12 protein-coding genes and 1 pseudogene are annotated in these 13786 nt (G+C 53.7%); 7 read left to right on the top strand and 6 right to left on the bottom strand.

Annotated features, from left to right (window positions below):
- Positions 1–73: 73 nt before the first annotated feature.
- The 4 genes from PHF39_RS02670 to PHF39_RS02655 are packed head-to-tail and all read right to left on the bottom strand — an operon-like array spanning position 74 to position 4008.
- Positions 74–1480, bottom strand: a complete 1407-nt coding sequence (locus PHF39_RS02670) for a hypothetical protein (protein ID WP_300219892.1) — start codon at positions 1478–1480, stop codon at positions 74–76.
- Complete coding sequence (locus tag PHF39_RS02665) at positions 1473–2198, bottom strand: ABC transporter ATP-binding protein (RefSeq protein WP_300219890.1); 726 nt, start codon at positions 2196–2198, stop codon at positions 1473–1475. The genes PHF39_RS02670 and PHF39_RS02665 overlap by 8 nt, the downstream gene beginning before the upstream one ends.
- Before the next feature lie 12 nt (positions 2199–2210).
- A complete protein-coding gene (locus PHF39_RS02660; RefSeq protein ID WP_300219888.1) occupies positions 2211–2786 on the bottom strand; it encodes a TetR/AcrR family transcriptional regulator in 576 nt (191 codons plus the stop codon).
- Entirely contained in the window at positions 2779–4008 is a 1230-nt protein-coding gene (locus tag PHF39_RS02655; RefSeq protein ID WP_300219886.1) for an aldo/keto reductase, read from the bottom strand. Before PHF39_RS02655 ends, PHF39_RS02660 begins: the two co-directional genes overlap by 8 nt.
- A 187-nt stretch (positions 4009–4195) precedes the next feature.
- Here PHF39_RS02655 and PHF39_RS02650 point away from each other — a divergent pair, with 187 nt between their 5' ends.
- The 5 genes from PHF39_RS02650 to PHF39_RS02630 all read left to right on the top strand — a co-directional run bounded on the left by PHF39_RS02650 (position 4196) and on the right by PHF39_RS02630 (position 8922).
- Positions 4196–5377, top strand: coding sequence for a PLP-dependent aminotransferase family protein (locus PHF39_RS02650; protein ID WP_300219884.1), 1182 nt, complete (start codon positions 4196–4198; stop codon positions 5375–5377).
- 59 nt (positions 5378–5436) lie between these two features.
- Positions 5437–6963 (top strand): PEGA domain-containing protein, encoded by a 1527-nt coding sequence (locus PHF39_RS02645; RefSeq protein WP_300219882.1) that lies wholly within the window; start codon positions 5437–5439, stop codon positions 6961–6963.
- A gap of 1 nt (position 6964) precedes the next feature.
- Positions 6965–7642, top strand: a complete 678-nt coding sequence (locus tag PHF39_RS02640; protein WP_300219880.1) for a hypothetical protein — start codon at positions 6965–6967, stop codon at positions 7640–7642.
- 61 nt (positions 7643–7703) lie between these two features.
- A complete protein-coding gene (locus tag PHF39_RS02635) occupies positions 7704–8354 on the top strand; it encodes a peptidylprolyl isomerase (protein ID WP_366144156.1) in 651 nt (216 codons plus the stop codon).
- Positions 8355–8448: 94 nt separating this feature from the next.
- Positions 8449–8922: a peptidylprolyl isomerase gene (locus PHF39_RS02630; protein WP_300219878.1), complete on the top strand. Its 474-nt coding sequence runs from the start codon at positions 8449–8451 to the stop codon at positions 8920–8922.
- A gap of 918 nt (positions 8923–9840) precedes the next feature.
- Here the strand turns inward: PHF39_RS02630 and PHF39_RS02625 are convergent.
- Positions 9841–11067 (bottom strand): hypothetical protein, encoded by a 1227-nt coding sequence (locus tag PHF39_RS02625; RefSeq protein WP_300219876.1) that lies wholly within the window; start codon positions 11065–11067, stop codon positions 9841–9843.
- Positions 11068–11285: 218 nt separating this feature from the next.
- Between PHF39_RS02625 and PHF39_RS13920 the strand changes: the two are divergent.
- Positions 11286–11525 (top strand): annotated as a pseudogene (locus PHF39_RS13920) (AN1-type zinc finger domain-containing protein); the annotation flags it as partial.
- Positions 11526–11804: 279 nt separating this feature from the next.
- Positions 11805–12992 carry a hypothetical protein gene (locus tag PHF39_RS02620; protein WP_300219874.1) on the top strand — a complete coding sequence of 396 codons (1188 nt, stop codon included), beginning with the start codon at positions 11805–11807 and terminating at the stop codon, positions 12990–12992.
- Positions 12993–13206: 214 nt separating this feature from the next.
- Here the strand turns inward: PHF39_RS02620 and PHF39_RS02615 are convergent, their stop codons facing one another.
- The gene (locus tag PHF39_RS02615; protein ID WP_300219872.1) at positions 13207–13596 is read right to left on the bottom strand and encodes a hypothetical protein; all 390 of its coding nucleotides are present in this window, start codon (positions 13594–13596) and stop codon (positions 13207–13209) included.
- Positions 13597–13786: the final 190 nt, after the last annotated feature.

Genomic DNA, 13786 nt, shown 5'->3' with positions numbered 1-13786 from the left:
CTCTTGGTATGGCGAGAGAGATAAAAAAGAGAATTGTTGCCGGCTTCTCGGTACAGACAGGGACCTGAAAAAATCAGAACCGCGCCGGGTCCACCGCATCCCACCGCACCTTCGCCTTCTGCACAAACCACCACGCAGGGAGGACAAGGACCACAGAGGCGAGCGCATAGTACGGGTTGGCGAAGGCTGCCGCGGTGAAGAGAACCAGCACGATCCCGGTGAGCACGAGATACCAGGCGAGCACCTTTACGTCATAAACCATCACACTGGGGGAGAGTCCGGCAAGCCAGGCCATGACCGCAACGGCGTAGAACGAGACCGATAGGCCGAGCACGACCGCGGGGAGGAGAAACGCAGCCTCGCCTGCGAGAACCGCGACGATGGCGATGAAGACCGCGGGGATCAGTTGGAGGATCGCAAACGTTGTCAGCTTGCTTTCGATCAGCGTGCTGACCGCAACGGGCAGGCAGGCATAGGGACCGAACGTGTCGAACATCGTGACCCACGTGTACATGGTCGATGCGATGACACCGGCCGTGATCGCGAAGATCATGAGGAGGCCGTGGGGCGGGAAGAACGGGCCGAGGAGGGAGAGGAAGAACCAGATCACGGCAAGCGGGAGGAGGAAGGAGAAGATCGTCTGGCCGATCATGCTCCCGCTCCGGTACAGGTCAAGCGTGTCCTTGGCGGCAAGCGGGGGATTCGGCAGGAGGGAGAGGCGCTTTTGTAAGGGGCCAAACGCGTCCCGGTAATTCTTCTCGGATCCCACGGACTCCGGGGAGAAGAGCCAGAGGGAGACGGCAAAGAGGAATGCCGGCAGGAGGCAGGAGACAAGAAGGTGCTCCAGTGTGAACGCGCTCCCGAGCAGGAGGGGCGGGAAGAGGAGCGCCGGGTTTGCCCCGGTGACAAGCGAGATGGCCGCGAGAGACGCGAGGCACGCGAAGAGGAAGAGCCAGAACGCCGGTTTCGACCGGGCGTATACGGTCGAGAGGAAGAAGATCCCGCAGAGGCCGTAGAGGAACGAGAGGCTCAGGGTGAGGATGAGCAGGAGGGCACTCGCGAGCGAAACGCCGGTCCAGGGTGTGGCGAGGAGGTACCCGAGGCCGAACGGGAGCACCCAGAGGAAGAAGTAGTAGACCGTGTCCTTGACCACGAAGTTTGAGAAGATGAACCGTTCCGAGAGCGGGAGGCTCCGGGCAGAGTAGGCAAGCAAGCTTGCCTGCCCGAACCGCCGGTTCATCACCTCGTTCCCGAGAAGGCCGAAGCCCCCGACCATGATCCCGAGCATCAGGTAACTCCCGTGGAGGATGAGCGAGAGGTTGCCGGCCGGAAGCGTTGTCCGCATCAGGGGGACGAGGAACGCACCCATGAACGCGATCCCGAAGATCATGAACGGGAAGAGGGCAAACGAGAGGCTGCCAAACATCGTGGAATGGACCCGCCATTCCTCCTTCATCATGGCGATGAAAAGCTCAAACATGGCGATCCTTCCGGACAAGCGAGAGGAAGAAGGACGGCAGGTGGTCGCCCCGGCCGGTCAGCTCGGCAACGGTACCGGTGTGAAGCAGCTTCCCCTTGTGGAGGATCGCGAACTCCGAGCAGATCTCCTCGGCCACTTCGAGGATGTGCGTGGAGATGAAGATCGTTTTTCCCTTCTTCACGTAGTCCGCGAGATACTCCTTGACCAGGTCCTGCATGATGGGGTCGAAGTTGATGAGCGGTTCGTCGATGAGGGCGAGAGCCGGCTCGTGGATGAAGGCCTGGGTGAACATCAGCTTCTGCCGCGTGCCCCGGGAGAGATCCTTACAGAGCACGTTCTTCTTGTCAGCAAAGTCGAGGAAGTCGAACCACCACTCCGCTTTTGTCTCGATGTCCGGGATCTTCCGAACCGCGGCAACGAACCGGAGGTACTCCATCGCGGAGAGGAAACTGGGAGGGGTCTCCTGCTCGGGGATGATCCCGACACGGGCCCTGACCCCGACCGGGTCTTTGGTCACGTCAACGCCAAGAACGGTCGCCGAGCCGGCAGTCGGTTTCGTCTGCCCGGTCAGCATCTTGATCATCGTGGTCTTTCCGGAGCCGTTTGGCCCCAGCAGGCCAAAGAGCGCTCCCTCCTTCACCGAGAGCGTCACAGTGTCCACTGCCTGTACTTCGCCATAGGCCTTCGAGAGGCCCCGTGCTTCCAGAACTGTTGTCATGTTGTCATCTCCTCACGCTTTCATACCGAACCAGATGAAATCCAGGCCGTCTTCGATGATCCGTTCCCGCTCTTTTCTGTCACCTGTGGAGAGCGCATGGGCGATCATGCCCGAGAGGGCCGATGCCATCAGGCAGAAGAGGCCGGACGGTTCGACATTCCGGATCTCGCCGTCCTGTATCCCCTGCCGGACAAGATCCTCCAGAAAGAGAAAATGGCTCATCCCCTCTTCATGGGCGCTCGTTGAGACAAACGGGGAGTGGGCGAACTGCTCCATGAACTTCAGTTTCGCAGGATTCTTCATACCCCATCCCGCCGCATTGCGCCCGAGCCGGCGGAGCTTTGCTTTTGCGCTCTTCTCTTTGTCAATCCCCCGGCTCATCTCTTTTGCGGCCTCGCTCTTGACCCGACGGTAGAGCGTATCGATCAGTTCCTCCTTGGTCTTGAAGTAAAAAAAGAGCGTGCCGGTTGCAACGCCGGCTTCTTTCGAGATGAGCGAGGTCGGCGTGCCGGCAAAGCCCCGCTCGGTGAAGAGCGTGAGCGCCGTCTCAAGGATCGCCTCCTGCTTGTCGGGCGACGGTTCACGCATGGGACTTCTCACCCAGAATGAACCGTTTGACCCAGTTGATGCACCAGAGCCCGCCCTTCATGACCGGGACCGCGATGTCCATCATCCCCTCCATCTCGTGCGAGACCTCCTTCATCAGCGCCGGGATCGGGAGGTGTTGCGGGCAGGCCTTCTCACACTTGCCGCATTGACGGCAGAGCCCGGCTGCCGTCTTCTCCCCCATGAGCCCGCCATGGCGCCCGATGTACTGGAACTTCCCCGCCGGGTCGTGCGGGAAGAGGGCGTGCGCATTGTAACTCGAAAAGACGCCGGGGATGTCGACTCCGGCCGGACAGGGCATGCAGTACCCGCAGCCTGTACACCCTACCTTCATGAGCCGCCGGTACTCGTCACGGACCCGGTCGATCAGCGCTTGTTCATCGGGCGTGAGCGATCCCGGCAATGCCTCGCCCGCGACCCGGATGTTCTCGTCAATGTGCGCTTCGTCGTTCATGCCGGAGAGGACAACGGTCACCTCCGGGTGGTCCCAGACCCAGCGCAAACCCCACTCGGCCGGCGACCGCTTCACGGTAGATTCCGCCCAGATCTTCTCAACGCTCCCGGGAATACGGCCGGCAAGGTTGCCGCCCCGCAGCGGCTCCATGATCATGACCGCGAGACCTTTTGCGGCGGCGTACTTCAGGCCCTCGGTTCCGGCCTGGATCTTCTCGTCAAGATAATTATACTGGATCTGGCAGAAGTCCCATGCGTACGCGTCCACGATCATTTTGAAATCCTCGAGGCTCCCGTGGGACGAGAAGCCGGCATGGATGATACGGCCATCCTTCTTTGCACTGTCGAGGAATTCCAGGACGCCGAGATCCTTCATGATCTGGAAACTCTTCCCGGCAAGGCTGTGGAGGAGATAGTAATCGATGTGATCGGTCTGGAGGATCGCGAGCTGGCCGTTTAAGATCCGGTCCATATCCTCGCGCTCGAAGACCTCCCAGTGCGGGAGCTTGGTCGCGATCCGGACCTTCTCCCGGTACCCTCCTGCCAGTGCCTTTGCAAGTACCTGCTCGCTCTTGCCAAAATGGTAGACGGGCGCCGTGTCAATGTAATTGACGCCGCTCTCGATCGCGTGCCGGATCTGGCGGATTGCACGCTCCTCATCAACACTCCGGCCCTTTTGCGGGAGGCGCATGCAGCCGAAGCCGAGCGCGGAAAGTTTGTCGCCGGTTTTGGGAACAGTCCGGTACAACATCGGGAACACCATGTAAACTGACTGGTCAGTCAATATGAGCGTGATGGTATTTATTGCTATGCTGACGGCAGCATCTAAAACGAAGTATCTCCAATCGTCACCAATTCCATACCTTTTTCCCCCGGCAGTCCGATAAACCAGAGATATCAGGCCGGAAGATCAATCTTCCACGGTCACGGGTCTTACCATGCAGTTCCAGTTCGCCGACAGGGTCGCACGGGCGCCGAAATCCTTTCTCGAAGAGCTCTTCAAAGTCTCCTCCGATCCCTCCATCATCTCCTTTGCCGGGGGACTTCCCTCGGCGGAACTGATCGATACCGTAGGGATCGCGCGGGCAGCACGCGAAATATTTGAGGAAGACCCGAAGGTGGCGCTCCAGTACACCACGACGGATGGCTTCCTGCCCCTCCGCGAGTACATCGCGGACCGGTACCGGCACCGGCTCGGCATCCCGGCAACTGCCGAAGAGATCCAGATCGTCAACGGATCGCAGCAGTGCCTCGACCTCTTTGCCAAGCTCTTCCTCAACCGGGGCGACCACGTGGGTATGGAGCGGCCCGGCTACCTCGGCGCTATCGAGGCGTTCTCGCTCTACGAGCCGGTCATCGACACCGTACCGCTGGAAGAGGACGGGCCGGACCTGGACGCATTTACGCAGATGGTCAAAAAAGAGCGGCCGAAGTTCTTCTACGGGATCCCCAACTCCCAGAACCCCTCGGGCCGGACGTACTCGCAGGAGAAGCGCAAGGCAATCGCGGAGGTCCTTTCAGGTACCAGTCCCGTCTTCTACGAGGACGATGCGTTCGGCGAACTCTTCTTCGATGCACGGCCCCGGCTGCCAGTCAAGAAGTATCTCCCTGAACAGGCAGTCATCTCCGGATCCTTCTCCAAGACCGTTGCTCCGGGCATGCGGATCGGCTGGATGTTTGCCCCGTCCGGGATTCTTCAGCAGTTCAATGTCGTCAAGCAGGCAGCTGACCTCCATTCCAATTTCCTCTGCCAGAAGATCCTCCACCGGTACCTGACAACGAGCGACCCTGACGCACACATCAAAACGATCGTCTCCGCGTACAGCCGCAAGTGCCGGCTCATGTGCGAGCTCTTTGACGACCTGATGCCGGAGATTATCCACACAAATCCGGAAGGGGGCATGTTCCTGATGGCAACCCTCCCGCCCGGCCTCTCCTCCCGCGAGGTTTTCGATGAGGGCGTGAGAAAGAAAGTCGCTGTCCTCCCCGGCCTCCCGTTCTACGTGGACGGGGGCGGCACGGACACGATCCGGCTGAACTTCTCCTCCGCTTCAGAAGAGCAGATCCATGAAGGGATGCACCGGCTCGCGCAGGGGATAGCCGCCCTCCGCCGGAACTGATAGAACGGATCACATAAATAGCGCCTTTTCCTGATGTACCAGTACAGGAAGAGATTACTGTGAGATCGCTTTATTCCTCTCTCATCATCCTAATTCTGTGTGTATTTATCGTTGGGCCGGCCTGTGCAGCCGATGACGATCCGGAAACCACCGCGACAACGGAGCCGCCCGTAACATTTTCTCCGGTAACGGCACCGACAACAGAACCAACTGCTGTGCCTACCACGGAACTAACGTCGGTTCCTACCACGGTCCCTACAACAGAACCCACACAGCCGCCGACAACCGAACCCACGGTCACGGTTCCCCCGACACAGGCCGGTGGCGGTAAGGGATACATTGACGTGTACAGCAATGTTGACGGCGCCTCGGTGTACTTTAACGGCAATTACGAGGGAGTAACGTCCGGGGGTGTCCTCTCGGTCGGGGTCTCGCCAACCGGATCTCCGGTGACAAACATCAAGGTCTCAAAATCCGGGTACACCACTTGGAACGGCGCACCCTCCCACATGCCCTCCGATGGCGAGTATGTGGCAGTCAATGCAAACCTCCAGCCGATAACAACACCCCCGACCACAACGCCGCCGGTTACCACCGGCACCATCTACGCACAGTCAAGCCCGTCCGGTGCCGCAATCTACATGAACGGTAACTACTACGGGTATTCCCCGGTGACCATCCCCAATCTTGCACCCGGGTCCTATTCCATGAAGGCCTCGCTGAACGGGTATACACCCGACACCCGGGTCGTCACGGTGACAGCCGGGCAGACCAGCACTTATTACCCGACACTCCAGCCGTCACCGCCCCCTCCCCGCAGCACCGGTACGGTCTCGGTGACCTCGAACCCGACGGGAGCCCTCGTCTACGCCGATAACAACTACCAGGGGAAGGCTCCCGTCACCGTCACCCTGTACCCGGGAAGCCACACCTTCCGGCTCACCCTTACCGGATACAGTGACTATGTAACAACCGTGTATGTTAATGCCGGCAGCAGCCAGAACATCAACGCTGTCATGCCGCCGGGATCTTTTGGCACCGTGAAAGTCCTCTCCCTCCCGGGAGCCATGGTATCGATGGACAGCGCTGAACAGGGGAGGGTCCCCTCGTCCGGCACCCTGACCCTGAACAATGTCGGCGGCGGAAACCACCTCTTCAAGGTGACGGCATCCGGCTACAATGACTGGATGAACACCGTCTACATCCAGCCGAACGTAGTCACCTCCATCAACGCTGCCCTGACACCGGTCGGCCCCTCGCCGACACCGGTCCCGGCAACTGGTTCTATCCAGATCACCACGACCCCGGACGGGGCCGAGATCTATATCGACAACCTCTTCAAGGGCTACAGCCCAGCAACGCTCACCGGCATCGCGGCAGGCCAGCACACCGTCCTGCTGAAATATACCGGGTATATTGATTCCACCCAGTCCGTCATCGTGGGATCCGGGCAAACAACCCCGCTGACCGTCACGATGCAGCCGGCACCAGCGCCAACTCCCGCGTCGCCGCTCTCTCATGCAATCATCCTTGGTGGGATCGCAGGGGCGGTTGCACTGGGAGCCGCACTCAGGAGGCGAACCTGAAATGACCTGTTCATGCAAGAAATCCACACACCAGTATCTCGCAGCGATCCTCGTGATCATCATCATCGGGGCACTCACCCTGTACGCCTACAATAGCGAACAGGATGCGCTCAAGAGCCTGACCGACAGGGGAATGAAAGCGACCGTGGGCGTCATGGCGACCCAGGTCCATGGAGCCGAACTTGCGAACATCACCCCGGGGAACGAGAACGCGCCGGAGTACCTGGCGCTCGTTGAGAGACTCAATACCATGCGGAGCATGGATGACCACATCCTCAATGCCTATATCCTGAAGGTCTACCCGAACAAGACCGCAATCTTCCTCGTGGACGACCTGATGGTACAGGACCCGCAGGGCTCGACGCGGACCGGCGAGGTGTCCACCGCACCGGACCAGGACGTGATCTTCCTCGCGCTCTCCGGCCCGACCGTCTCGAAACAACCGTATACCACAAAGTACGGATCGTTCATGAGCGCCTATGCCCCCATCGATGATTCTGTGGATGACTCCACCGGCAACACGGCGGCGGTCCTCGCGATCGATGTCTCGGCACGCGATTATTCCATGGTCACGTCCCAGGGAACGATCATCCTTGTCACGGGACTGATTTCGATCATTCTTGCTCTTGGCGCCATCTTCTGGTTTGGGCGCAAGGACGACGAGACGAAGTCCGGGTAATCCGGCAGGCACAGGGGCAATCCCGCAATCTCTTTTTTCCGGGGCACCCCAGTGTACCGGGATGTCCCCGTTCAGATCATTATCAATCGCCGGGCTTTTTCTTCTGGCCCTTGTTCTCTGTGCAGGATGCACGCAGCCCGCTACGGTTGTGGCTCCTGAATCCGCCCCTTCTGCTACACCGGTACCGGTCGTGACAACCGCGGCTGTCCCCTCCCCTGCGGAAACCGTGGCACTGGCAGGGACTGCGATCGCAGGGAAGAACGTCCGGCTGGAGACCTCGATGGGGAACATCGTCATCGCACTCAGCCCGAATAAGCCGATCACCACAGCAAACTTCGAAGCGCTGGTGGAGAAAGGATTCTACAATGGCGTCATCTTCCACCGCGTTATCGATGGTTTCATGATCCAGGGGGGTGCCCCCACCGGCACCGTCCGTGGCGGCCCGGGGTACCTGATCGATGACGAGTTTACGGGCACCAACAAAAACAACCGCGGCACCGTTGCCATGGCAAACTCCGGCCCCAACACCGGCAGCTCCCAGTTCTTCATCAATACGGTCAACAATAATTACCTTGACGCCAAGCACCCTGTCTTCGGGACCGTGACCGAAGGCATGGATGTTGTCGATGCAATCGCGAAGGTGGAAACAAATGGCCACCCGTACTACCGCCCGCTCCAGAACGTCACGATCATCCGCGCCACGATGATCTGATACCAAATTGCATTTTCAATTTTTGCGATTTTTTCCGCGCAGGTTTTTTCCGCGTATTTTGATATAACCGAACCCCCCATAGGTACGAGATAGTATGACATCGCCAGCACCTTCCGGGAAGATCGCCCGGCTTGAAACGAATATGGGTACCATCCGGATCGATCTTGCATCCGACATGCCGATCACGGCGGGAAACTTCGAGAAACTTGTCCGCGAGGGATTCTACAATGGCATCATCTTCCACCGGGTCATCAACGGCTTCATGATCCAGGGCGGGGATCCGAAAGGGAACGGCACGGGAGGTCCCGGGTACACGATCAAGGACGAGTTCCCGCCCGGCAACAAAAACGATCGCGGCACCATCTCGATGGCAAATGCCGGCCCGAACACCGGCGGCAGCCAGTTCTTCATCAACCTTGTCAACAACAATTTCCTTGACGGCCGGCACCCGGCTTTCGGCAAGGTCATCGAGGGCATGGACGTTGTCGACAAGATCGGCAAGACAAAAACAAAACCCGGCGACCGGCCGGTCACGGATGTTGTGATCCAGAAGGCGACCATCGGGTAATGGCCGGGTTCGCTCCCGGGGCCCTGCCCGGTTGCGGGGATCGTATTCTCTTTTTACCTTCGTTTTACGACGGAAAGGTGCCTCTCCGCCGTCGGTACCGGCGATCGCCCTCCGAAGGGGATTTAGCGGTCGCCGGTCGTCTCCGGACCCCCTGCCACAGGCCAAACCCGTTTTACCTGCCAATCGGCCAAAAGAATGTGGCAAAAATTTACCGCTCCTCTCCGGCGTAAAAACGAGGATTTTCTCTTAATTATTCCCTCATTTTCCGGAATTATTCCCTCTGGATCCGGAAAAGGGGGGAATCGGAACCCTCTACGGGCCCGGATTGGCGGATCTCTGAAATGGGAGTAAGATCCGACGTGCCACACGCTATCATGCCAGAAGCTGGAGGAGAATCCCACGGGTTTCTCCGACGTCCGACGGGTCATCAGACCGGGAGGAGGAGAAGAAACCTATGGTTTCTTCGACAGAGAATTGTCGATCCCCGATAAACCCCCCTGGCGGCTGCCGGTCATCTCCGGACCCCCTGCCACAGGCCAAAACCCGTTTCGCCTCCAGATCGGCCAAAAGAATGTGGCAAAAATTTACCGCTCCCCTCCGGCGTAAAAATGAGGATTTTCTCTTAATTATTCCCTCTGGATCCGGAAATGGGGGGAAACGGAGCCTGTAAAGGGGCCGGATTGGCGGGTCTCTAAAATGGGGGTATTCATCGAAGAGAGGCCTCTCTCGGGGGAGATGAGAGTACCGACATACGGGGGCGGAGGTACAACGGGCCATACTCCTACCTATCCGGGAATATATACCGTATCGAGATACCTGTAAAAAAAATTTGGGAGTCGTGAATTTTTTCGTTTTTTTTTTTTTGAAAATATTTTAAAAGTGTCTTTCTTTTTGTGTTTTATCAATGCGGCCATTTTTTTATAATCCAATATTGAAGCCTGATGTTATCCCGTATTTTTCGTTAAGAGATTTTTGTTTTGGTAAATACACTTCCTTGAAAATTTTATAAGAGCTCTCCAACATTTTGTAATTGGGTAAATAGGTGTATTGATAATAAGAATTGTATTCACCAACTGCCATCAAGTATCTTAGGTAGTTATTATCGTTTATGGGCTTACCCTGCAAATCGAAATTCAAATGACTTCGCCAGTAATCTACAGTTAATTTGAGTTCCTCGAGTTTTTGAATATCAAAAGTCACGTTATCTTTAGCTGCGATTACTTCCGCCGCGGATAAGTGAATTGTTCCTTGAATTTGAGCATCGGCAAACTCCTTACTAACTGAATCAAATGATTTTCCATCAGAGATTTTTATGATTTTTGTGGGTGTTAGCAATGACATCCGTGTTTTATAACCATCAACTGAGTATTCGTACGATGTTGGGATTTCTGGACTGGTACTTTCTATCAAGGCATATCCCGTATTCTTGTAAGAATATTCCGAGGGCACTTTAATTCCAACTGCCATATGACTAACATCGTCAAACTCCATCAGTACAACACTATATCCGAGATCCTTTAAGAGAAGTGCAAGAAGAAATGATTTTTCACCGCAGATCCCGCCCCAGTTTTGAGAAAGGATCGTGTAGGGATAACGCCCGATATATTTGCCAGATTCAGATTTGTTAACCTGAATTTCATTGAGGGCATTCGCATCATATTTTATGTGTTGAACGAGACTGATTGCTATCCGTGCTTCATCATCCGGATTTTTTGCAGCTAGTTTGATATTTTTGACCATTGGGGTAATGTATTCACGCTGGACCTCGTTGTCAACGATTTGATTATAATCATCATGAGTATAGATGTCTCCAAAAGAGACGATATATTCGTTCACTCCGGTATAAATGTTGAGGGGAATATACCCTGGGATTCCGTCGATGATGTAGTAATAGGTTTTATCAACAGAGCCTTTTGTTTTGAAATCCGGATTACTGGTTGTTGATACCGTTTTTTCTGTGAATGTTGGTGATGGTATTGTCGTCGTTGCAGGGGATGTAAATGCTGGTGATGTTACTTCAGATGTTGTTGTAAATGTTGATGTGCTTTCTTTATATGGCGAAAAGGGTTGTTGTACCGAAATACAGCCAGAAATTAAAACAAATCCAAGAATAAAACAAACAAAGGTTTGGATGTATAATTTCATAACTTGCGTAAATTATTTTCTCACATGATTAACGTTATTATTCGATTATTGTTGCCGACGTAATTGTGGTTTTTTATGCTGCGGAGATATACCATCGACATAGAGAAACACCGACAGAAACGCAATATCAATTGGATCAAAGATGCTTGTTGTATCTTCCGTGATTCGAGGATTGAATTAAGGAATCTATATCGTCACAAAAAAGCGATTCAAGTATAATGCACCGTTGCCACTTTTGCGGAAAAATACTCCACGAACTCCCCTATAAGTGCCGTCGGTGTGGACACAGTTTTTGTTCAGATCATCACCTTCCTGAAAATCATCATTGCCACGGACATCATAAGCCGCATCACCGGTACTGCAATAACTGTGGGAAAGATCTCTACGGCCTTCCATTCAGGTGCAACCGGTGTGGATTGATATTTTGCGATGAGTGTCGGCTACCTGAAAATCACGGTTGTAAAGGGACATACATCCCACCTGATCCACCCAAACATACCTCCAAGGCAGTAAATAGAATCATTCGGGACAAATGGAGAGAGATCAAAGCAAAAATCACTTTACGAAATTTCACGATAATCTCACTACTTTTTATGGGGGGGAGTTACCTGCCTTACCTTTATCCGCTAGACAACTTCCGTTCTACATTCGAGACCTTTTTTATTATCGGGTTCTGGTGTTTCCTGCTCGCATATTTCCTCTATGCAATGAAATGCTGGGAAGCAGGACATCAAATCATGGCGCTCCTGATGGTTACGTTTCCCCTGCTTTCCAATTTCTTGGCAACATCAAAAATTCCGGATTCGACGACAAATATTCTCTTTTATCTTTTCATCCAGTTTTGCTTCTATGCAATCCTCTCGGCAATTCTTTTGTATCTGAGTAATAGAGTGAGAGCTGGAGTTGGCAAATATATTCTTAAAAAAACATGGAGATCTGACCGGTATTTCTTCCCCAATGTATCATACGCGGTTATTGGAATAATTCTGATATCATTTTTCATTATTAGTATAGGGAGTGTGGCTCATCTATCGGATAACGGAAATGCGATTACCCACTCCCTCCAGATAGGAAACACACAATCCACAATAATTCCTCCCTCTACAGTGACGGCCGCTCCGGAAGTATCTTCAACACCGCCGCAAGCGTTCAGGTTTACACCAATCCCAACAACACAAAATCTTAACTTCAAACAATCCCCTAAAACCACGTCATTTTCTTATCTGATTAATGGAAATCGAGAGTCTATTAGTTTCACAACTTATGGTGGATTGGCAGATTATTTCTCTAAAAAAAGTCACTCATATTATTCCGATCCGGATAAAGAAGTAATTCAGCCCCTTTTAGAGAATGATTATCAGAATGATAATCTCCAACCGCTGATTGATGCAATTAGGAAAAAATCAAACAATCCTAATGATCAAGCGAAAATTGCAATAAGTGTGGTACAGCATATTCCGTACAATTGGAATAAGTTTTATGGAACTTCAATGGATTGGTACTATCCGTATGAAACATTACATCACAATAAGGGCGTATGTGCGGATAAATCACTCTTATTAGTCTATTTATTGAATAAATTGGGTTTTGACACGGTTCTTTTTGAATTTTCAAACCATATGACAGTCGGGGTAAAAAGTTCTCCAGATTATGATTTTTATGATACAGGATATGCCTTTATTGAGACAACACGTCCGACGATTATCACTTATATTCCCGATACATATTATGGTGGATTTACGATTTCTCCAAATCCACATATTATCCATTTGAATGGAGGAGAACAAGTCTTAGATGTAAGTACTGAATATCGCGATGCAATAAAGATGAAACAATTGGAGGCAAGGGGGCAGGTCCTTGATCAAAGTCATTATGCCGAATGGTTGCGGATTTCAAATTATTATGATACTCAATACGATACTTGAAATAAGGTGATTAATGTGGGAAAGGGAGGTTCATTAGGTAAGATTTTGTGTTTTTTTGGAATTCACAAATGGGGAAAAAAATACGGGTACGATATACATATGTCCAATGTTATAGATTGGAAAAAAGATGTCAACGCTGCGGAAAGATTAAGAAATGGGTTGAAGCAAAGCCAGAAAATTATGGACATCGTCGATCCAAATAGTGAGAAATCAGTTAAACCCTCACCGGCCCGGACCCCGTCCCCTCTGCATCCGGAAGATCCCGCCCGGACCGGTCGATCTCAACGATCCCGTCTGCAGTCACGCGGAAGAACCGCCACGTGCCATGCTTGGACCGGAGCCAGAGTTCGCGGGTGAGGGCCACGTCCCGCATGATCGCCCGGAGCCGCACGATCTCTCCCCGGAACGCAAACGCGATATCGGCAGCCTCCGCGAGGATCCGGGGCGAGAACCTCACGCGGACGAACGCGCCGGTTGTTGTTGCGTCAATCGTGAAATGGTACCGGGCCTCTGGGCACCGGATCGAAACCTGGACCTTCCCGCGCTCGCGTGCAATCGCGATCGCTTCGGGCAGCGCACGGTGCGGGCGGGCAGTCCGGATCATGCTGCACGCTCCTGCACATTGGGAAATGTTTTTGGAAGAAACAGACATTCAAACATGGAATAAAGTAATTAGGATAAATTTTGTTAAATAATTATTTGACCGGCACGGTTAGCTGATCGATCCGTGCGATTACCGGACAACTCCGGCCATCACCGGAAGATACTATAATTCTTTCACGAAGATAATGGTT

This window comes from Methanoregula sp. (assembly GCF_028712425.1).
Taxonomy (GTDB): Archaea; Halobacteriota; Methanomicrobia; order Methanomicrobiales; family Methanospirillaceae; genus Methanoregula.
Note: the sequence above shows the minus strand (reverse complement) of the source record. Positions and strands in the feature narration are given on the sequence as shown.

Bases quoted from the DNA above. Each gene is read 5' to 3' on its own strand.
- PHF39_RS02670 (WP_300219892.1), bottom strand. From the start codon at position 1,480: ATGTTTGAGCTTTTCATCGCCATGATGAAGGAGGAATGGCGGGTCCAT.
- PHF39_RS02665 (WP_300219890.1), bottom strand. From the start codon at position 2,198: ATGACAACAGTTCTGGAAGCACGGGGCCTCTCGAAGGCCTATGGCGAA.
- PHF39_RS02660 (WP_300219888.1), bottom strand. From the start codon at position 2,786: ATGCGTGAACCGTCGCCCGACAAGCAGGAGGCGATCCTTGAGACGGCG.
- PHF39_RS02655 (WP_300219886.1), bottom strand. From the start codon at position 4,008: ATGTTGTACCGGACTGTTCCCAAAACCGGCGACAAACTTTCCGCGCTC.
- PHF39_RS02650 (WP_300219884.1), top strand. From the start codon at position 4,196: ATGCAGTTCCAGTTCGCCGACAGGGTCGCACGGGCGCCGAAATCCTTT.
- PHF39_RS02640 (WP_300219880.1), top strand. From the start codon at position 6,965: ATGACCTGTTCATGCAAGAAATCCACACACCAGTATCTCGCAGCGATC.
- PHF39_RS02635 (WP_366144156.1), top strand. From the start codon at position 7,704: ATGTCCCCGTTCAGATCATTATCAATCGCCGGGCTTTTTCTTCTGGCC.
- PHF39_RS02630 (WP_300219878.1), top strand. From the start codon at position 8,449: ATGACATCGCCAGCACCTTCCGGGAAGATCGCCCGGCTTGAAACGAAT.
- PHF39_RS02625 (WP_300219876.1), bottom strand. From the start codon at position 11,067: ATGAAATTATACATCCAAACCTTTGTTTGTTTTATTCTTGGATTTGTT.
- PHF39_RS02620 (WP_300219874.1), top strand. From the start codon at position 11,805: ATGGCGCTCCTGATGGTTACGTTTCCCCTGCTTTCCAATTTCTTGGCA.
- PHF39_RS02615 (WP_300219872.1), bottom strand. From the start codon at position 13,596: ATGATCCGGACTGCCCGCCCGCACCGTGCGCTGCCCGAAGCGATCGCG.